The organism is Nocardia concava NBRC 100430 (genome assembly GCF_000308815.1).
Lineage (GTDB): Bacteria > Actinomycetota > Actinomycetes > Mycobacteriales > Mycobacteriaceae > Nocardia > Nocardia concava.
Genome location: NZ_BAFX01000005.1, coordinates 1 through 20,514 on the forward strand (window position 1 = coordinate 1; position 20,514 = coordinate 20,514).

Sequence of the window (20,514 nt, forward strand, 5' to 3'; positions counted from 1 at the left end):
CCGCGCCCGCCGCCGCCCCGCGCCGGCCGTCCAGGCGCCCGCCGATCCGGCTCCCGCGAGCGCGGATCCGTTCGACTCCGGCAATGCCCGTTTCGCCCCGCCGGAGGACGATATTCCGCTGCCTGACGGGCCGGACCTCCCGGACGATCCGGGGCCGGGGGACTACTCGCCGGTAGGTTATGACGGCGTCCCACCTGCTACTACGCCGGAGGAGGAGCGCGAGATGCTGGAGGAGTCGGCCAAGCCGGTGCCTCCGGAGGAGCGCCGCGACCCGGATGAGGTGGCCCTAGCGCTACTGCGATCGGAGTTGGGCGCCACACCTCTCGAGGGTTGACAGTTCGCCCGCGGGGCAGATTAAGTTAACCGGAGTTCGCATAGTTCGGTACTATGATCGGGTGGCCGTGAGTATCGGTTTCGCGAGGTTCTAAGGTATGCCCAGGCGTACGGGTTACTGGAGCGTCAACAAACCTGCTCGTGACGGTGTTTGTACACCGTCAGGCGGTCGGTCGTAAGGCCGGTCGGCGAGGTTACCCGCGGCCGCTCCGCACAACGCGGTGACGGCGCACCCAAGAGAGGAAAACTCCGATATGACCACAGAGGCCTACATTTACGAGGCCATCCGCACCCCGCGCGGTAAGAACCGTGGCGGGGCGCTGCACTCGGTCAAGCCGATCGACCTGACCACCGGTCTGGTCCAGGAGCTGCGGAACCGGTTCCCGAACCTCGACGAGGATCGCATCTCGGACATCATCCTGGGTGTCGTCTCGCCGGTCGGTGACCAGGGCGCCGACATCGCGCGCACCACGGTGCTGACCGCGGGCCTGCCCGACACCGTCGGCGGCTTCCAGCTCAACCGCTTCTGCGCCTCCGGCCTCGAGGCCGTCAACCTGGCCGCCCAGAAGGTCCGCTCCGGCTTCGACGACCTGGTCATCGCCGGTGGCGTGGAGTCCATGTCCCGCGTGCCCATGGGCTCCGACGGCGGCGCCATGTTCATGGACCCGAAGACCAGCTACGACGCTTACATTGTCCCGCAGGGCATTTCGGCCGACCTCATCGCCACCATCGAGGGCTTCACCCGCGACGATGTGGACGCCTACGCCGTGCGCTCGCAGGAGCTGTCCGCCAAGGCCTGGGACAACGGCTACTTCTCCCGCTCGGTCGTCCCGGTCAAGGACATCAACGGCCTGACCGTGCTGGACAACGACGAGCACATGCGCCGCGGCACCACCGCCGCCGACCTGGGCAAGCTGAAGTCCGCCTTCGCCGGCATCGGTGACATGGGTGGCTTCGACGCCGTCGCCCTGCAGCGCTACCACTTCGTCGAGGCCATCGACCACGTCCACACCGGCGGTAACTCCTCGGGCATCGTCGACGGCGCCGCCCTGGTGCTGGTCGGCTCCGAAGAGGCCGGCGCCGCTTCGGGTCTGACCCCGCGTGCCCGCGTCGTCGCCACCGCCACCTCGGGTGCCGACGCCACCATCATGCTCACCGGTCCGACCCCGGCCGCCGAGAAGGCGCTGGCCAAGGCCGGTCTGAAGCGTGAGGACATCGACCTCTACGAGATCAACGAGGCCTTCGCCTCCGTCGTGCTGAAGTTCCAGAAGGATCTGCAGATCCCGGACGAGAAGCTCAACGTCAACGGCGGCGCCATCGCCATGGGCCACCCGCTGGGCGCCACCGGCGCCATGATCACCGGCACCATGGTCGACGAGCTGCACCGTCGCAACGCGCGCTACGCGCTCATCACCCTGTGCATCGGCGGCGGCATGGGTGTCGCCACCATCATCGAGCGCGTCTGACGCCCACCGACTTTTCTCAAGGGAGACACGAAACACAATGACCGAGAACATGATCGGCTGGGAAAAGGACGCCGACGGCATCGTCGTGCTGACCATGGACGACCCGAACCAGGGCGCCAACACCATGAACCAGCTCTACAAGGACTCCATGCGGGCCACCGTGGATCGCCTGGTCGCCGAGAAGGACGACATCACCGGTGTCGTCATCACCTCCGCGAAGAAGACCTTCTTCGCCGGCGGTGACCTCAAGAACATGATGCAGACCACCCCGGCGGACGCCGCGGCCATCATGGAGGAGCTGACCTTCATCAAGAGCGACCTGCGTCGCCTCGAGCAGCTGGGCAAGCCGGTTGTCTCCGCCATCAACGGCGCGGCCCTCGGTGGCGGCCTGGAGATCACCCTGGCCACCCACTACCGCATCGCCGCCGACGTGAAGGGCCTGAAGATCGGCCTGCCCGAGGTGAAGCTGGGTCTGCTGCCCGCCGGTGGCGGCGTCACCCGCGTCACCCGCATGCTCGGCATCGCGAACGGCCTGATGGGTGTCCTGTTGCAGGGCAACGAGTTCAACGCTCAGAAGGCGAAGGCCACCGGCCTGGTCAACGAGGTCGTCGGCTCGGTCGAGGAGCTGGTCCCGGCCGCCAAGGCGTGGATCCTGGCCAACAAGGACAACGCCGACGCCGCGGTGCAGCCGTGGGACAAGAAGGGCTTCAAGATCCCGGGCGGCACCCCGTCCAGCCCCGCGCTGGCCGCCAACCTCCCGGCCTTCCCGGCCAACCTGCGCAAGCAGCTCAAGGGCCAGAACATGCCGGCGCCGCAGGCCATCATGGCCGCCGCGGTCGAGGGCGCCCAGGTCGACTTCGACAACGCCTCGCTGATCGAGTCGCGCTACTTCGTGTCCCTGCTGACCGGCCCGGTCGCCAAGAACATGATCCAGGCGTTCTTCTTCGACCTGCAGCACATCAACAACGGCGGTTCGCGTCCGAAGGACGTGCCGAAGCGTGAGATCAAGAAGGTCGGCGTGATCGGCGCGGGCATGATGGGCGCGGGCATCGCGTACGTCACCGCCAAGGCCGGCATCGACGTCGTCCTCAAGGACGTCACCATCGAGGCCGCCAACAAGGGCAAGGACTACTCGGTCAAGCTCGAGGAGAAGGCGCTCTCGCGTGGCAAGACCACCGAGGAGAAGTCCAAGACCCTGCTCGACCGCATCAAGCCGACCGCCGATCCGGCCGACTTCGCCGGTGTCGACTTCGTCATCGAGGCCGTGTTCGAGAACCCGGAGCTCAAGGCCAAGGTCTTCCAGGAGATCGAGGACATCGTCGACGCGGACGCCCTGCTGGGCTCCAACACCTCGACCCTGCCCATCACCCTGCTGGCCAACGGCGTGAAGCGGACCGAGGACTTCATCGGCATCCACTTCTTCTCGCCGGTCGACAAGATGCCGCTGGTCGAGATCATCAAGGGCGAGAAGACCTCCGACGAGGCGCTGGCCCGGGTGTACGACTACACCCTCGCCATCCGCAAGACCCCGATCGTGGTGAACGACTCGCGCGGCTTCTACACCTCGCGCGTGATCGGCAAGTTCATCAACGAGGCCATCATGATGCTCGGTGAGGGCATCGACCCGCAGACCATCGAGCAGGCCGGTCTGCAGGCGGGCTACCCGGCGGCGCCGCTGAAGCTGTCGGACGAGCTGAACTTCACCACCATGCAGAAGATCTACAAGGAGACCGCCGAGGCCATCGTGGCCGCCGGTGGCGAGATCGACGCCGCTTCCGGCGCGACCGCGCAGATCCTCGACAAGCTGGTGGGCGAGTTCGACCGCAAGGGCAAGGCCGGCGGCGCGGGCTTCTACGACTACGTCGACGGCAAGGCGACCGGTCTGTGGTCGGAGCTGCGCTCCACCTTCAAGACCTCGACCGCGCTGCCCGAGGGTGTCTCTCTGCAGGACCTCAAGGACCGCATGCTGTTCGCCGAGGCCATCGAGACCCAGAAGTGCTTCGACGAGAACGTGCTGACCTCGACCGCCGACGCCAACATCGGCTCGATCTTCGGCATCGGCTTCCCGGCCTGGACCGGTGGCACCCACCAGTTCATCGTGGGCTACCCGGGCGGCCAGGAGGCCTTCGTGGCCCGCGCCGACGAGCTGGCCGCCAAGTTCGGCAGCCGCTTCGAGGTCCCGGCCTCGCTGCGCAAGTAAACAATCCCGAAGCGGCCACGCCGCTGAGGAACTGAGCGGCACGCCGCTGAGGAACTGACCGAGACCCGGGTCGCGAAATAAGCGACCCGGGTCTCGGCGATTAATGGGTATGAAGGGGACGGGTGGGTATACCCCGACGGGTGCCGATTCATGCACGCGTGGTGCAGGTCCGCGCTACGTTGGATTATGCGCGGGTAGAACACCGGAAACAGCCCGTACGTTCGGTACGCGCTCGTTCCAGTTCGACGGTGGCAGTTCGAGGTGGTCCAGATGAACCAGGCGCGCCCGGGTGGCTCGCGGAGTGACGAGACCCCTCCCGAAAACTCCACGCAGGCATACCTTCCCATGAGCATCACCGATGAGCTCGAGGCCATGGGGCTGTTCGAGGCGGAGGAGATCGGGCGGGGCGGTTTCGGGGTGGTGTACCGCTGTGCCCAGCGGGCGCTGGATCGTGTGGTCGCGGTCAAAGTGCTGTCCACCGAGATTGACGACGAGAGCCGGGAACGGTTCCTGCGCGAGGAACACGCCATGGGACGGCTCTCGGGCCATCCCAATATCGTGGACATCCTGCAGGTGGACGTGACGCCGGGCGGGCGGCCCTACATCGTGATGCCCTATGCCACACGGGGATCGCTCGAGCAGGTGGTGCGTGACAGCGGCCCGCTGTCCTGGATGGATTCGCTGCGGGTCGGGGTGAAACTGGCCGGGGCCATCGAGACCGCGCACCGCGCGCAGGTGCTGCACCGCGATGTGAAACCGGCCAATGTGCTGCTCAGCCGCTACGGGGAACCGCAGCTCACCGACTTCGGAATCGCCCGTATCCCAGGCGGTTTCCGCACGTCCACGAGCATGATCACCGGTTCGCCCGCCTTCACCGCGCCGGAGGTGCTCAAGGGCGACGAGCCGACCGTGGTCTCCGATGTCTACGGTCTGGGCTCCACCCTGTTCGCCCTGCTGACCGGTCACGCCGCCTACGAGCGGCAGGCGGGGGAGAAGGTCATCGCGCAGTTCCTGCGCATCACCAGCCAGCCGATTCCGGATCTGCGGGAACTGCAGATCCCGCCCGACGTGGCCGCCGCCATCGAGGTCGCCATGTCACCGGAGCCCGGCGAACGGCCCGGCAGCGCCGTGGAATTCGGCGAACTGCTGCGGACGGTGCAGAGCGAGCACGGGCAGATGCCCGACGAGATGGCGCTGCTCGAGGGCGACGAACGGCAGCGCGACGGCGCGGATTCCGAGGCGACACAGGCCTATACGCGCCAGCGCACGCACACCGTGGTGACCGCGCCGCGCAGTCCCTCGCTGACGCTGCGGCCCTCGGGGACCGCGAGCATCCGGTTCCCCTCCACCGGAAATACGCTGCCGCCCACCGCCGCCACCAAGTTCCGCCCGCCGACCCCGGCGCGGGAGCCGATTCCCCGACCCCGGCTGCTGGAGCCGCTGCGCGCGGGCGGCCCGCGCCGGCTGGCGGTGATCCACGGTCCGGCCGGATTCGGCAAGAGCACGCTGGCCGCGCAGTGGTGTGCCGAGCTCACCGATCGCGGGGTCGCGGTGGCCTGGATCGGCATCGACCGCGACGACGACAACGAGGTGTGGCTGCTGGCCCACATCATCGCCGCCATTCGCCGGGTGCGCCCGGAGATCGGTTCGGGACTCGAGCAGCTGCTGGAGGAGCGGCCCGCCGAGGCGGTGCCGTACGCGGTGTCGGCGCTCATCGACGAGATACAGGCCAGTGACATTCCGGTGGTCGTGGTGGTGGACGACTGGCATCGGATCACCGATGCCGGGGCGCAGCGGGTCATGGAGTCGCTGCTCGACAACTGTTCGCACCATTTGCGTTTCGTGATCACCAGCCGGGAGCGGGCCGGACTGCCGCTGAGCCGGATGCAGGTGGCCGACGAATTGGTGGAGGTCGGCTCCGCGCATCTGCGGCTCACCGCGGAGGAGACCCGCCAGATTCTGGTCGAGCGGCTGGGCCTGGCCCTGACCGACCGTCAGGTGGAGCAGATACACACCGCCACCGACGGCTGGCCCGCCGCGATCCAGCTGGCCGGGCTCTCGCTGCGTTCGGCCGATCACGACGTGGATCGGCTCATCGCCGGGCTGTCCGGGGACAACAAGGCGATTCGCGAATACCTGGCCGAGAACGTGCTGCACACCATCGAGCCGCGCATGCTCGAATTCCTGTGCGCCATAGCGGTTCCCGAACGCGTGAACGCCTCCCTGGCCGAGGCGCTGACCGGTGCGAAGGACGCCGCCGAGCTGCTCGAGCAGGCCGAGCAGCGGGAGCTGTTCCTGCACCGGCTCGCCGAGGATCCGAGCTGGTATCGCATGCAGCCCATGGTGGCCGAGCATCTGCGCGCCCGCCTGGACCGCGCCCAGCCCGGGGCGTTGAAGAAGTTGCACGGCAAGGCTTCCCGCTGGTTCGCCGCGCACAACCTGATCCGGCAGTCGGTGGATCACGCCCTGGCCGCCACCGATCTGAACTTCGCCCTGGACCTGGTCGAGAAGGGCGGGATGGACCTGATCGACAGTTCCCGGCTGGCGACGCTGTTCGGGACGGTGTCGAAACTGCCGGTGCAGCAGGTGGCTTCGCGATCCAAGCTGCTGATGGCGCTGGCGCGGGCGAATGTGAACCTGCAGCAGTCCGGCGCGGCGCGCAGCGCGCTGGGCCGGTTGTCGAACATGCTGGCGCGCAGTTCCTCCGACGACACCGAGGCGGTGCACCAGCGCTGTCAGGCCGCGGTGCTGGCCGCCGCGGACCAGGTGGCGCGCGATCGCACCGACGGAGTGCAGGACAAGATCACCGAATGCCTGAAGCTGGCCGATGAACTGCCGCCGTGGACGGTGTCCACGGCCGCGAATCTGGCCTCCTTCGTGCGCCTGTGCGACTTCGACTTCGAGGGCGCGCGCGGCATGCAGGAGTGGGCGGCGCCCTATCACGCCCGCTCGGCCGATCCGCTGGGCGAGGTCTTCGGCCTGTGCGCCCAGGGGGACGCGGCCTACGAGCAGCTCGATATCGCCGCCGCCACCGGCTTTTTCGAACAGGCCTGGCAGACCGCCCGCGATCGCGCGGGTTCGCGGTCGCATCCGGTGCGGGTGGCGGCCGCGCTGCTGGGCGAGGTGGCCTACCGGCGCGGTGATCTGGACAGCGCCGAGCGCCTGCTGGACCAGAGCCACGAACTCACCGCGAGGGTCGGCCCGGTGGATTTCCTGATCACCATCTTCGTGAGCGGGGCCCGGGTGAAGGCGGTGCGCGGCGACCTGGAGACCGCCACGGCCCGCCTCGACGAGGGCGCGCGCCTGGCCGCCGAGCGCAAGCTCACCCGCCTGGCCGCCCATGTCCGGGCCGAGCGGCTGCGGCTGGGCCTGCCCGCCGATCCGATCACCGCGGGCCTGGTCACCGACCCGATGGTCCGGTCGCTGCGCCACGTCACCGGCGCGGCCGCGCTGGCCGCCGAGGCCGAGGAGGTCGCCACCATCCGCGCGCTGCTGGCCCGCCACTATCGCGGCGACGACCGCGGCAGTGATGAGCTGGCCCCGCTCGGCACCGACGACACCGCGGTCAAACGGGCCCGCGCCCTGCACTCGCGGATTCGCGAACAGCACCGTCCCCGCGCCGAACTCGACTCGGCGTTGCTGCTGTCCGAATGCCTGTCGGCCTCCGGATGGCTCGGCGAGTCCATCGCGGTGCTCAGCCCGGTGGTTGTGCGATGCGCGGAATTGGGTTGGTCCAGGCCGCTGTTGGACGCGGGGCCCGGGGTGTTGAACATCCTGCGCACGCTGCGCCACGAGATGCCGCTGGGCGGCGGGACGGACGGGCAGGAGGTTCCGCGCCGGTTCCTGGACTCGCTGCTGTAGGTCCCGGGCGCGGTTCCAGAGTTCGCGCAGGGTATTCACAGGGTTTCTCGAGGAACCGCGGCGACAATCGCCGTCGTGTCGTCGACCCGTGTGCCGCCGCTGTCTCCGGCCCTGCCCTTGCAGTCTCCGGTGCTGCCCCCGCCGCCCGCTCCGCAGGCGCCCACCGCGCGGACCGGGTATTCGGGCTTCCACCACGCGGTTTCGCTGTTGCACGGGTGGGTGCCGCAGGTGGTGGCGTTCGTGGCGGTGCTGCTGCTGGTGCTGGCGTTCGCGCGGTTCACGCGCCGGTGGTGGCTGCTGTGGATGCCGGTGTGCGCGGTCGCGGGTATCGCGGCGGGCTGGGCGGCGTGGAGCTACACCAATGATCAGGGCCTGGCCTCGGATCCGGCCCCGGTGCTGCTGTGGGCGTGTGTGGGGTTGACGGCGGCGGGCCTGGTGGCGGCGATCGTGGGGCTGCGGACCGGGTCGTGGTGGCAGCGGATCGCGGCGATCCTGGCGGTGCCGGCGGCGCTGCTGTACACGGGCGTGGTGCTGAACCAGTGGGTCGGCTACTACCCGACCGTGCGGGCGGCGTGGGATGCGGCCAACGCCGATCCGCTGCCGCATCAGGTGGACGAGGACGAGCTGGCGGACCTGCGCAATACCGACGTGGGGACGGGCCGGATCGTCGAGGTCGATATTCCGGAGTCCGGCAGCGACTTCCGGCATCGTCGCGAATACGTGTACCTGCCGCCCGCCTGGTTCACGGGGCCGAAACCGCCCACGCTGCCGACGATCATGATGATCGGCGGTGAGTTCAACACTCCGGCGGATTGGGTGCGCAGCGGCCAGATCATGCCCGCCGTCGACGATTTCGCGGCCAGGAACAATGGGGTGATCCCGGTGCTGGTCTTCGTCGATTCCGGCGGCAGCTTCAACAACGACACCGAATGCGTTAACGGCCCGCGCGGCGATGCGGCCGACCATCTCACCAATGATGTTCCGGCTTATATGGAATCGACCTTCGGGGTATCCGCCGACCCGGCGAAGTGGGCGGTGGTCGGCTGGTCCATGGGCGGCACCTGCGCGGTGGATCTGGCCGTCATGCACCCCGACCAGTTCGGCACCTTCGTCGATATCGCCGGTGATCTGGGCCCGACCGCTGGCACCAAGGAGCAGACCATCAAGCGGCTCTACGGCGGAGACGCCGACGCCTGGGCGCGATTCGATCCGCTGACCGTTATGGCGAAGCACGGCCCGTACACCGATGTGGTCGGCCTCTTCGACGACCTGACCGCGCCCAAGCGCAATAACACCGGGCAGCAACACTATCCGGGCCGGCCGCAGGTGAACGAGGAACAGATCGGCAAGGGCGGCCGCGACGGCGTCATGGACACCAATGAGGAGGGCGCGGCCGAGGAGCTCTGCAACGCTGGTAAGCAGTTCGGCATCGACTGCACCGTGCACACCACCGTCGGTGGTCACACCTGGCAGTTCGCCTCCGCGGCCTTCACCTCGTCACTGCCGTGGTTGACGGCCCGGCTCGGAATCACCGTGCCGGGCCTGTCGTCCTGATCAGGTCAGGCTTTCCACCACGGGCGCAGCGGCACCGTCCAGGCCTGATCCTCGCCCAGCTTGACGCCCAGAATCTGGTGCAGCTGCACCACATTCCGCTCGAAGCCGAGCTGACAGCCCGCCATGTACAGGCCCCACACCTTGGCGGTGCCCTCGCCGACCTCGGCGACCGCGTCGTCCCAGTTCTTCACCAGGTTGTCGCACCATTCGGCGAGGGTGAGCGCGTAGTGCTGGCGCAGGTTCTCCTCGTGCAGCACCTCCAGCCCCACGTTCTGGACCTCGGTGATGATGCGCCCGGAGCCCGCGAGCTCGCCGTCGGGGAAGACGTAGCGGTCGATGAAGTCGCCCGCCTTGGTGATGCGGGTGTTGTCCGGCCGCGTGATGGAGTGGTTGAGGAACAGGCCGCCGACCTTCAGCTTCGACTTGATGAACTCGAAGTAGGCCGGGTAGTTGTGCACGCCGATGTGCTCGGTGAGCCCGATGGAGGACACCGCGTCGAAGTCGCCCTCGCGGATGTCGCGGTAGTCGGAGTGGCGCACCTCGGCGAGATCGGACAGGCCCTGTTCGGCGATCTTGGCCTGCGCCCACTCGGCCTGCTCGGCGGACAGCGTCGCGCCGATGACCTTGACGCCGCGCTGGGCGGCGTAGCGCACCATGCCGCCCCAGCCGCAGCCGATGTCGAGCAGCCGGTCGCCCGCCTTCAGGTTCAGCTTCTCGAAGACCAGGCGGTACTTGTTCTCCTGCGCCTGCTCCAGGGTCCAGGCCGGATCCTCGTAGGCCGCGCAGGTGTAGGTCATGGACGGGCCCAGCACGTACTCGTAGAACGTATTGGACACGTCGTAGTGGTGGTGGATGGCCTCGGCGTCACGAGTCTTGCTGTGCCGCAGGCCCTCCAGCGCGATGCGCCGCCAGCGCGGCAGGGTCTCCTGCGGCGGCGGGGCGATCGGCTTGAGCAGCTCCCAGCCCAGCGAGCGGGCGATGACCACCAGTTGCAGGGCGGTGGGTCGGCGGAACTTCAAGCCGCCCATGGCCTTCAGCAGTTCGTAGGGGTCGCCCGGATGCACGCCGTGGGCGGCCAGGTCGCCGGAGATGTAGGCGCGCGCCAGACCGAGATCGCCGGGCGCGGTGGCGATGTAGTTGACCCCGCGCGGCGTCAGGATCTCCAGGCCGAACTCCGAGTCCTGCGGTCCCGCGCTGCTGCCGTCGTAGCAGGTCAGCCGGATGGGCACCGGGCCGTCGAGCAGAGTCTCGAAGATCTCGGCAATGCTGAGTTTGGTTCCGAGCTCGGCGAATACGTCGGAACGGTCCTTGAACGTGGTCACTTGCGTTGCACCGCCTTCGAATACAGATCCAGTAGACGAGAATCCGGGTCGTAGCGTTTCTTCAGGGATGAATAGGTGTCGCCGCCGTAGTACAGGTCGGCGAATTCATCCTGGTCGTAGTAGGCGTCCGAATACAGGGATTTATGACCGCCCAGTTCGGACACCCGGTGCTCGATCGCGCGGTTGGCCGCGCCCTCGGGCTGTCCCGGCGTGGTCGGCACGGCCGACCAGAAACCGATATTGACGTACGTGCGGCCGGGCTCCAATGGGTAGAGCGGCCAAGGGCGTTCGCCCTCGGTGTCGCGCAACCGCAAGGGGCACAGCCAGATCGGCTCGATCGGGATCTCGCGCAGGAACCACTCCATGAAGTCCGCGGTGCGCTCGATGGGCACCTCGACATCCTGCACCACCCGCTCGCGCGGCGGATTCCCGTGCCGCGCCTCGATCTTGTCGCCGATCGCGTACTTGTGGTCCAGCGCGATGAGCTTCCAGTAGAAGCTGGAGCGCCGGTACTGCTTCGGCCAGAAACGCCGGATCTTCGGGTTCTGCGCGCCGAAAGCCCGTGAGCACCAGAACCAGTCGGTGTCCCAGCGCCACAGGTAGTCGTGAATGGTCAGCCGATCCCGCTTGGGCTGCTTCGAGTCGTGCTGGATGGACCGGTAGAAGATGTCCATGCCGGTGTAGTCGCTGACCGGGCCGGGCTCATCGGTCTGGCGGCCCAGCGTCAGGTAGCTCTCGTCGGCGGTGAAGACCACGCCGTCGAGGTAGTCGACCCGCTCGCCATCCCAGGCGCGATCCGCGATGATCCGCTCCATGGCGGCTTCGAGTTCGCGCAGATCGTGAAACCTGATGTGCCGCAGCGCGACATAGGGATCAACTTTTTCCAGCTCGATCTTGAGCCGCGTCGAATAACCAAGCGTGCCGTACGAATTCGGGAAGCCGCGGAACAGATCGGCGTGCTCCCCGTCGCGGGTGGCGGTGATGATCTCGCCGGCCCCGGTGAGCACATCGATCTCGAGCACGGATTCGTGCGGCAGGCCATTGCGGAAGGAGGTGGATTCGATGCCCAGCCCGGTGACCGCGCCGCCGAGGGTGATGGTCTTGAGCTGCGGGACCACCAGCGGGGCCAGCCCGTAGGGCAGCGTGGTGGCGACCAGGTCCTCATAGGTCGTCATGCCCGCCACATCGGCCGTGCGCGCCTCCGGGTCGACCGCGATGACCTGCGTCAATCCGGACACATCGAGTCCCGGCGCGTTGGTCTTCGCCCGGGCCCGGAAGAGGTTCGACGTCTTCTTGGCCAGGCGTACGTTCGCATCGGGAGGGATCGCCCGGTAGGAGGCCAGCAGGCGATCGACTCCGGCCTGATGCGCGGTGAAACCTGATTCCTGTGCGGCCGGTGCGCGGCCGGCCTTCCCCAACAGACTCACTGCCACCCTCGGAACCTAGCGTGCACCGACCGGTACGGCCAGCAGGGAAGCACCGGCGGGGCGGTTTTTCACGCACAGTTTGCATGCGTGTCGGCAGTCCTTACCTGCCTTCCTGTGAGTCTATTCCCCGTATCATCGTGATGATTCTTACTCCTGCTAACGATTGAATTGCACTGTGCGCTGGCCGATCACGCGGAGCCCGGGCGCATCACAGGAGATCGTCCAGATCCACCTGGCAGATTTCGGCCAGATACGGGTCCAGCTCGCCCGGTTCGAATCGGCACATGCCGATTACGTGCCAGAACTGTCCCGCGGTCAGCCCCTCGGTCTTGTAGCGGCCGTCCGGCGTGAAGGCCGCCCAGCCTTCGGGCAGCCCGAGCAGCGTGGCCCGCAATTCCGGCGCCCGGCCGGATTCGGCGAGCGACCACAGCATGATCGAACCGTCGTTGCCGCCGCTGGCCAGCACCCGGCCGGTGGGATCGAAGGTCAAGGAGCGCACCCGGTTTCGATGCCCGTGCAGGGTGTGCAGATGCTTGCCGGAGGCGATGTCCCACAGGTGGATCACCAGATCGTCGCCCGCGGTGGCCAGCAGGCCCGAGGCCGGATCCACGGCCGCGCACCACAGCCGCCCGCGATGCAGATCCAGCCGGTGCAGCGGCGGACCGCCCGCGACGCTCCAGATCCGGACGGTGCCGTCCCAGGAGATGCTGGCCAGCCGGTCCCCGTGGAAGACCACCCCGTAGACGCGATGGCCACCGGAACCGCCCGCGTGATCCCGATCGAACAGGGTGGCGACCAGGGTTCCCGCCTCGACATCCCAGATCCGGACATGCCCGTCATCGCATCCCGTGGCCATCCGCGAGCCGTCGGCATCGAACGCGATGGACCGCACCCGGCCGCGGTGTTCGGCGCAGACCGCATGCTCGCCACCGGTCTCGCGGGTCCACAGGGTGACGGTGTCGTCATCGTTGGCGGTGGCGATGAAGCGCGCGGTCGGGTCGTAGGCGATGGCCCAGACCGGCGCGGAGTCGACGGTGATGTCCCGCTCCGCGACCGCCGCCTCGATATCGAAGACCCGCAGCCGCCCGGCATTGCCCACGGTCACCAGCTGCGTGGGCGCGGTCGGGCTGAAGACCCCGGACTCCAGCGTGACGAGCCCGTCCGCGCTGCCGTGCAGGCGTTTGGCCAGCCGCCCGGTCGCGGCGTCCCAGAGCCGCACGCTGCCGTCGTTGCCGCACCCGGCCAGCAGGGTGCCGTCGGCATTGAAGGAAACGGCGCGCACGTGGCGGCCGTGCCCGTTCAGGGCGTGCAGGCTCTCGCCGGTGGCGGGATTCCAGATGCGCAGCGCGAATTGGTCGTCGGCGACGGCGAGCTGGCTGCCGTCGGGCCGGAAGGCGAAGGGCCAGATGGATCCGGTGTGGCCGGTGAGCCTGTGCAGGGGCGCGCCGGTGCGCCCGTCGCGCACATAGATCGCGCCCGCGGTGTCGCCGGTGGCCAGCATGTCACCGGAGGGATCGAAGCCGACCCAGTGCACCCGCGCGCGGCCGTGTTCGGTCCGGGTGTGCAGCGGCTCGCCGGTGCCGGTGTCCCACAGACGGATTCCGCCCGCGATATCGCCGCTGGCCAGGATGGGCTCGACCGGGTGGAAGGCCACGGCGTATACGACGTCCCGGTGGCCGCGCAGTTCGTGGATCAGGTCGCCGGTGGCCGGATCCCACAGGCCCAGGGTGCCGTCCGCGCCCCCGACCGCCAGCAGCGTGCCCATGGGGTCCCAGCAGATGCGGCGGACCGGTCCGTGCGCGCCCTGGAAACCGCCGACCTCCGCGCCGGTGGAAATCTGCCAGATGCGCACGGCCCCATCGTGATACGCAGCGGCCACCCGGTCGCGGTGGAAGGCGATGCTGTAGATGCGTTGCGGCACAGCGTCCGGCGGTTCGAACTCGTGCAGCGGCTCGCCATCCGGCAGTAGCCACAGCCGCAGCGTACCGCCCGCGTCGCCGGTGGCGAGCAGCGTTCCGGCGGTATCGGTTTCGAGCGGCCACGGCCATTGTTCGTGGCCGGTCAGGATCTTCCGGACCGCGCCGGTGGCGGCGTCCCAGATCCGGACGGTGCCATCGGCCGATCCGCTGACCAGCGCCTTCTCGGTGTAGGCGACGGCGAAGGCCCGCCCGCGATGTCCGTGCAGGGTGCGCAGGGTCCGCCCGGTATCGGTGCCGTAGACCACGAGGCTGCCCGAATCGCAGCCGATGACGACGGTACCGCCGTCCGGACTGTAGGCCAGCGGCCGCGGCAGCCGTCCGCTCTGCGGGTCGACGCCGTGCTTGACACCGATTGCGGCCGGGGCGAATTCGGTCAGCGGCGGGGTGCCGGGCACGCGGCCGGAGCCGGTCAGATCGGTGCCGATCGGGTCGCCGATCACATCCAGCAGGGCCGCCCGGGTCCAGCGGCTGCCCTCCCCGCGCGCCCCGGTGAGATCGGTGCGGGCCAGCCGGGCGCCGGTCAGGTCGGCGCGGCCCAGATTGGCGCGGACCAGCGAGGCCTGGTCCAGTCGCGCCCGGTGCAGGCGGGCGCCGCGCAGATCGGCCTTCTCCAGATTCGCGCTGATCAGTTGGGCCTCGGTCATATCCGCCCCCCGCAGATCCGTGCCGACCAGCGACGCCTGCTCGAGTTGCGCGCCCGTCAGCTGCACGCCGTGCAGGATCGCGTTGTCCAATACCGCTCCGGAGAGCCGGGTTTCGGTCATGTTCGCGCCGGTGAAGTCCAGCCGCGCCAGGTTGCGGAAGGACAGGTCCTCGCGCGAGAGGTCCAGGCCGCGCAGGTCCTCGTGCGGGGAGATGCGCAGCCGGGCGGCGATGCGCGCGGCATTGGTGCGGGTGATCTCGTGCGCGGCCGGATCGGCCTGGGTGCGCTCCACCCAGGCGCGCAACAGCTCCACATCGGCCAGGTCGCAGAGGAATTCGACGGCCAGGGGTTCCAACTGGGCCTGGGCCAGCGGCGCCGGGGCGGTCACCCCGTCGCCCAGCTGTGCGGCGACGTGCGCGGCCACCAGCCAGTCCCGCACCGAGGAGTGGATGAACCCGAACTGGTTGTCCTCGCCGCGCACCACCAGGCTGCGGGAGCCGAGGGTGTGCACGAACTGCGCCACATTGAGCCGGGTGGCGTCGATCCGCTCGACCGCCGCGTGCGCGACCTCGGTCAGCTCGGTCAGGGTCAGGTAGGGGCGTCCGGTCTCCCACACCCGCAGCGCGAAATAGGTGACGGCGAGCCACAATTCGTCGATCCGGAGCGTGGGCTGCGAGCTGGCGCGCTCGGGTGAGCGCTCGATCTCGTAGTTCAGCCACGCGGTCAGGATCTCCCGGTACAGGCGGGTCGGGCCGATGATCTGATGCGCACCGGCGGCGGTGCGCAGCCGATGTTCGTCCAGGTCGGAGATGAAGCTCAGCATGCGCGGATTGCGAGCCAATTCGAGCAGGTCCGGAATGCCGCGCAGCAGCCGCATCCGTGCGTCGGCGGAGGGACCGGTGCCGCCGTAGCGGTTCACCAGGAAGGCGTGCACTTGCTCGTGGGTGAAATTCTCGACGCCCAGGATGTAGCGGTCCGGATGCGGATCCTCCTGGGTATCCAGGACATTCGCGATCTGGTCGTAGGACTTGAAATGCTGGGTGCGCCCCGCCACCACCACCTTGGCGCGGCCCGTCGCCGCCTGCAACAGGGTGGCCATGTGCTCGGCGGCGCTGTCGTAGTTGAGGCGGGTGACCAGTTCGTCGAAGCCGTCGAACAGCAGCACTACCCGGCCCTGTTCCAGCATGTAGCGCAGGGCGCGCAGATCGATGCGGGATTCGCCGTTGTTGGCCAGGTGCGCGGCCAGCAGGGTGTCGAGCGAGCTGGTGCGATCCAGGTTCCGCAGTTCGATGAGGATGGGGACGAGATCGGAGGCGGTCTCGGTGAGGCGGCGGGTCAGCTCGCGCAGCGCGAAGGTCTTGCCCAGCCCGAAATCGCCGAGCAGCAGCACGAATCGGCCGTCCTCGGCGGTCACCAGCTCGATCAGCTCGGCCACCAGATCATTGCGCACCTCGCGCCCGCGCGGAGCCAGCATCCGGAAGCGTTGCGGCACATACAGTTCGGCCGCGTAGGCCGGATCGTCGCGCAGCCGGGCCGACTGTTTGCGCACATAGTCGCCCAGATCCGCGAGGCCCTGGAAGTCGGCGAAGCTGCGGATGCGCACGCCCTCGGCGGCCGCGCGGTCGCGCAGTTCGCGGCCGGGCGCGGGGCCGAGATAGATGAGCTGGGAGCCGGGTTTGGGCTCCGGGCCGAGGAATTCGTCGAGCACCTGCGCGGTCACCTCGCCGACATGCGCGCCGATGATGAGCTGCTCGATCACCGGATCGGATTTCACGGTGACCAGCAGATACGGCGGATCGGCGGCGATGCGGCGGATGCGGGCGCCCGGAAAGCGGACCTCGCACACCTCGGCGAGCTGTTCCAGCAGCAGGTCGTGCGGGCGCGACGTCTCGCCCGCCCGGAGTTCGGGACGCGGCGCGGGTGGCGGTGGCGGCGGCAGTTCGGGCGTGCTGGCCCGGCGTTCCAGTGCGGCAACGGAATTGGCCCAGGTGAGCGGCTGCGGGACCGGTGGCTCGACGGCATCCGGGCGATATCGGGTCACCCCGGCGGCCGTGATGTGGATGAGCTCGGCATGGCCGGCCTCGGGGGCCGACAGCACCGGCAGCGTGCCGCCCGGATGCGCGACGGACCGACCGGCCGGACCCGGGCCGCGCAGCAGCAGATTCAGCCGCGGACCCAGCCGCCGGAAAACGGATTCGGCGTCGCGCAGGACGCTCGGGTCATACGGCGAGGTGCTGGGCCCCGGCGCCGGATCGTGTCGGATCACGCCCAGCCGGAACCACCCTCGCGCCTCGTAGAAGCGCAATTGCTGGGCGAACCAGTCCTTCTGATCGATGCCGACCGCGCCGTAATCGTCCTCGGCGCGATGAGTCGCCGCCATGGTCGAGTTCAGACCCGCGACCACCAGCCGCAATTCGGGGATGGGGAACAGCGTCCAGGGCTGCCCGACATCGAAGAGCAGATGGTCCAGCCCCCGGTAGAGGGTGTTGAACATCTGCTCGTACAGCTTCAGTTTCGCGAAGTAGGGCGGTTTGGGCAGGCGGTCGTTGGCCTGGCATTCCAGGAAGTAGGCCTCGCAGGCGAGCTTGGAGATATCGCGATTGCCCGGCACGACGACCAGCCGGTCGGGTTCCAGCCGGAGCAGTACGCGCAGGCCGCCGAGAAACGATCTCGCCTTGTGGAATTCGGTCGGGTGGGCGGATTCGGTGAGATCGCCGCTGACCACGATCAGATCGGGCGGCGGAGCATCTTCGTCGACCAGTTCGGTGACCGCGCCCCACAGGTGCGACTGCAGCCCCTCGGGATCGGTGGGGATGTCGGTGGCGCGCAGGCCGCGGCCGAAACGCGGCCCGCCGATGTGCAGGATCGAGAGCCCGGCGTGGGTCCGGTTCACCGCGCTGTCGCCGGGAAAGTCCGGCGGGGACAGCGGGCGGCGGCCGACCGCCAGGGATTCCGGTGCGGGAGCCCAGATATCGTCCGCCCGCGCGTCCGGCGCCCGGCGCGGCGTCCACCGCTCCGACAGCATGCGCTCCACCCGGTCCAGGACCAGCCGCCGCACGTCCGTGGCGTCGCGCACCCCGAGCAGATCCAGGCAGCCGACCCCGCTGGGCAGCCACTCCAGTGAGCACTCGCTGACCCGGATGGCCAGCAGCTTGCCCGGATCGGCGTCCAGCGCGGCCTGCCATTCCCGATTGGCGTGGCGCGAGGACACGTAGTTCTGCGTCAGGACCGCGACGACCAGATCCGACTCGCGCACGCCCCGCTGCACGAATTCGCCGTAGTTGGTGGCCGGGTCGAAGTCCCACGCCGATAAGACCGTTCGGTATCTAGCTTCCGCATGCTCCAACTGCCAGGCCAGCCAGATGGCCCACCGTTCATCGGCCGGGGAATAGCTCGTGAAGAGCATCCGCGACCCCCCACCCCACAGTGTCACCCGTCCAGTATCCCGCGATCGATCCGGCCGCGCCTGCGATCATGTCCCAATGCCCGAACAGATGGATTCATCCAGGCCGGTCCGGCGGCTGGGCGTACTGGACGCCGTCCGGATCGGGGTGCTGGTGGTCGGGTTGCTCTGTGTGGCAACGGGACTGCTACCGCGGGCGGAGGCGGCCGACAATATGCGGCGGATCGCGCCGCTGCTGTTGTTCCTGGGCAGCGTGATCGTGCTGGCGAATCTGGCGCGGCGGGCCAAGGTCTTCGATGTGATCGCGCATCGGCTGGCCATCATCGCGGGCGGGAACTACGCCGGGCTGTTCCTGCTGTGCGTGGCGTTCGCGTCGATCACCACGATGGTGCTGAACCTCGATACGACCGCGGTGCTGCTGACTCCCGTCATGCTCGCGCTGGCCGTGCCCGCGCGGATTCCGCCGCTGCCGCTGGCCATGACCACGCTGTGGCTGGCGAATACGGCGAGCCTGCTGCTGCCGGTGTCGAATCTGACGAATCTGCTGGCCGCCGACCGGGTGGCGCTCACGGCGACCGAGTTCGCGGCGAGAATGTGGCTGCCGCAACTGCTTTCGATCGCGATGACCATGGTGTGCCTGTGGTGGTGGTACTGGCGGCGGTCACAGCGGGGCACCGACCGATACGTGGTGCCGGAATCGATTCGACCGGCCGATGCGCGCGAACGGGTGCTGCTGTACGCGACCGGGGGAGCGTGTGTGGCGTTCGTGCTGGCCATCCCGTTCGTGGGGGACCGGATCGGCATCGCCGCCGCGGTGGCCGCGGCCATCGCCATCGCGACCTTCGCGATCTGCGATCGATCGGCCCTGCGCTGGTCGCTGTTCCCGTGGCAGCTGCTGGTGTTCGTGTCCGGACTGTTCCTGGTGGTGCCTACGCTGTCGCTACACGGACTCTCGACGGTGATGGATCACCTGATCGGCCGGGACACCAGCGGCCTCGGAGTGTTCCGCGCGGCGGGCGCCGGTGCGGGACTGTCGAACATCGTCAACAACCTCCCCGCCTATACCGCGGGAGAGGCCGTGATCGCCTCCGGTGAGCGAAATCAATTGCTGGCCTTGCTCATCGGCACCAATGTGGGCCCGCTGGTGACGCCCTGGGCCTCGCTGGCGACCCTGCTGTGCCTGGAGTTCTGCCGCACCCACGAGGTGCGGGTCCCCATGCGGAAATTCGTGCTGACCGGCCTGGTGCTCGCGGTGGCCGCGACCGCCGCCGCCACGGCGGGGCTGCTGCTCACCTAGAACGTATTCACCGGCCGCAGTGCGTATTCCACGATCTCGACCACATCGTCGTCGGTGTAGGCGTGCGGCAGCGGCAGTCCCAGGCTCTCCAGCAGCCTGCGCACCTGCGCGATGGTCGGCTCGGTCGGCGGCCGCAGATCGGCGTCGCGGCTGAGCTGCACCGGTTTGGCCTGCTTGAAGCTCACCGCCAATTCGCGGGTGAAATCCGGGTATTGGGACTTGCCGCGCTCGAACAGCAGCGCCGGGGTCTTGGACCCGCGCTGGTTCATGATCACCACATTGTCGGACATGTCCCAGCGGTAGGTGGTCAGCGCCGACGACAGCCCGAGTTCGATGGTCAGGAACTCCGATTGGTGCCGGTACCAGGCGCAGGCCAGCACGGTGGCGTACGACTGCTTGCGAATCCGGTCCGTCGTCCACGGCCGGCCGTTGGCGTCGCCCTGCGGCTGCAGTGAGCTCCGGTACTGCGCGTCGGCCAGGCACAGCTGCTCGTTGCCCGGATCCAGCACCTCCACCCGCAGATTCAGCAGGTGGCTTTCGTCACGCGCCCGCGCCAGGAAATAGGGCAGCGTCACCGCCCGCAGATAGGTTCCGGTGCCGCCCTTGTAGATCCAGTTGTCGGTCTCGCGGCGGGCCTGCGCGTGGGCCTGATCGATCTCCGCGCCGTGCAGCAGCCGCACCGCCGCCAGCTCCTGCACCAGCCGCGCGGTCCGGTTCCGATCCCGCAGCAGGGTGAGCGCGAGCAGGCCCAGGACCAGCAGGGTCGCCCCGCTCACCGGGTTCAGATTGCCGAACTTGTCGAAGGCCTCGACGACGATCGCGACGGCCGCGACGACCAGCGTCAGGACACCGTCGATATTGAGCCGCACCCAGTTCACGAACCGTGTCATCCGCGGTGTCCTCCCCCGAAAGATGCACCCAGGATAGGTGCATTCCGAGGTCTGCAGCACCGGAAAACGGGTACCCCGGAGAATCCGGCGCCGCCCGATTCCGGCGTAGCATGACCGAGCGGTAACCCGCGCAATCACA

Annotated in this window: 9 protein-coding genes and 1 pseudogene; 6 read left to right on the plus strand and 4 right to left on the minus strand. The window is 68.6% G+C overall.

What is annotated here, in order from left to right; genetic code table 11:
- The 5 genes and pseudogenes from ON43_RS01240 to ON43_RS01260 all read left to right on the plus strand — a co-directional run.
- A pseudogene (locus ON43_RS01240) lies at positions 1 to 334 on the plus strand (DNA polymerase III subunit gamma/tau); the annotation flags it as partial.
- A gap of 253 nt (positions 335 to 587) precedes the next feature.
- A complete protein-coding gene (locus tag ON43_RS01245) occupies positions 588 to 1,799 on the plus strand; it encodes an acetyl-CoA C-acetyltransferase (RefSeq protein ID WP_040802579.1) in 1,212 nt (403 codons plus the stop codon).
- A 37-nt stretch (positions 1,800 to 1,836) separates the two neighbouring features.
- Entirely contained in the window at positions 1,837 to 3,999 is a 2,163-nt protein-coding gene (locus ON43_RS01250; protein ID WP_040802581.1) for a 3-hydroxyacyl-CoA dehydrogenase NAD-binding domain-containing protein, read from the plus strand.
- Between the two features lie 345 nt (positions 4,000 to 4,344).
- Complete coding sequence (locus tag ON43_RS01255; RefSeq protein ID WP_245568428.1) at positions 4,345 to 7,860, plus strand: serine/threonine-protein kinase; 3,516 nt, start codon at positions 4,345 to 4,347, stop codon at positions 7,858 to 7,860.
- Between the two features lie 111 nt (positions 7,861 to 7,971).
- Positions 7,972 to 9,414 (plus strand): alpha/beta hydrolase, encoded by a 1,443-nt coding sequence (locus ON43_RS01260; protein ID WP_083913083.1) that lies wholly within the window; start codon positions 7,972 to 7,974, stop codon positions 9,412 to 9,414.
- A gap of 5 nt (positions 9,415 to 9,419) precedes the next feature.
- Here the strand turns inward: ON43_RS01260 and ON43_RS01265 are convergent, their stop codons facing one another.
- From ON43_RS01265 to ON43_RS01275, 3 genes are all read right to left on the minus strand, one after another.
- Positions 9,420 to 10,736: a class I SAM-dependent methyltransferase gene (locus ON43_RS01265; RefSeq protein ID WP_040802583.1), complete on the minus strand. Its 1,317-nt coding sequence runs from the start codon at positions 10,734 to 10,736 to the stop codon at positions 9,420 to 9,422.
- The gene (locus ON43_RS01270) at positions 10,733 to 12,163 is read right to left on the minus strand and encodes an FAD-binding oxidoreductase (RefSeq protein WP_051177743.1); all 1,431 of its coding nucleotides are present in this window, start codon (positions 12,161 to 12,163) and stop codon (positions 10,733 to 10,735) included. Before ON43_RS01270 ends, ON43_RS01265 begins: the two co-directional genes overlap by 4 nt.
- 208 nt (positions 12,164 to 12,371) lie before the next feature.
- Positions 12,372 to 18,191: a WD40 domain-containing protein gene (locus tag ON43_RS01275; RefSeq protein ID WP_063712468.1), complete on the minus strand. Its 5,820-nt coding sequence runs from the start codon at positions 18,189 to 18,191 to the stop codon at positions 12,372 to 12,374.
- A 76-nt stretch (positions 18,192 to 18,267) separates the two neighbouring features.
- Here ON43_RS01275 and ON43_RS01280 point away from each other — a divergent pair, with 76 nt between their 5' ends.
- Positions 18,268 to 19,485: an SLC13 family permease gene (locus ON43_RS01280; protein ID WP_040802585.1), complete on the plus strand. Its 1,218-nt coding sequence runs from the start codon at positions 18,268 to 18,270 to the stop codon at positions 19,483 to 19,485.
- Here ON43_RS01280 and ON43_RS01285 read toward each other — a convergent pair.
- Positions 19,482 to 20,375, minus strand: a complete 894-nt coding sequence (locus ON43_RS01285; RefSeq protein WP_040802586.1) for a hypothetical protein — start codon at positions 20,373 to 20,375, stop codon at positions 19,482 to 19,484. The genes ON43_RS01280 and ON43_RS01285 overlap by 4 nt on opposite strands.
- Positions 20,376 to 20,514: the final 139 nt, after the last annotated feature.

Coding starts and splice junctions, on each gene's coding strand:
- ON43_RS01245 (WP_040802579.1), top strand. CDS start 588: ATGACCACAGAGGCCTACATTTACGAGGCCATCCGCACCCCGCGCGGT.
- ON43_RS01255 (WP_245568428.1), top strand. CDS start 4,345: ATGAGCATCACCGATGAGCTCGAGGCCATGGGGCTGTTCGAGGCGGAG.
- ON43_RS01275 (WP_063712468.1), bottom strand. CDS start 18,191: ATGCTCTTCACGAGCTATTCCCCGGCCGATGAACGGTGGGCCATCTGG.
- ON43_RS01285 (WP_040802586.1), bottom strand. CDS start 20,375: ATGACACGGTTCGTGAACTGGGTGCGGCTCAATATCGACGGTGTCCTG.
- ON43_RS01250 (WP_040802581.1), top strand. CDS start 1,837: ATGACCGAGAACATGATCGGCTGGGAAAAGGACGCCGACGGCATCGTC.
- ON43_RS01280 (WP_040802585.1), top strand. CDS start 18,268: ATGCCCGAACAGATGGATTCATCCAGGCCGGTCCGGCGGCTGGGCGTA.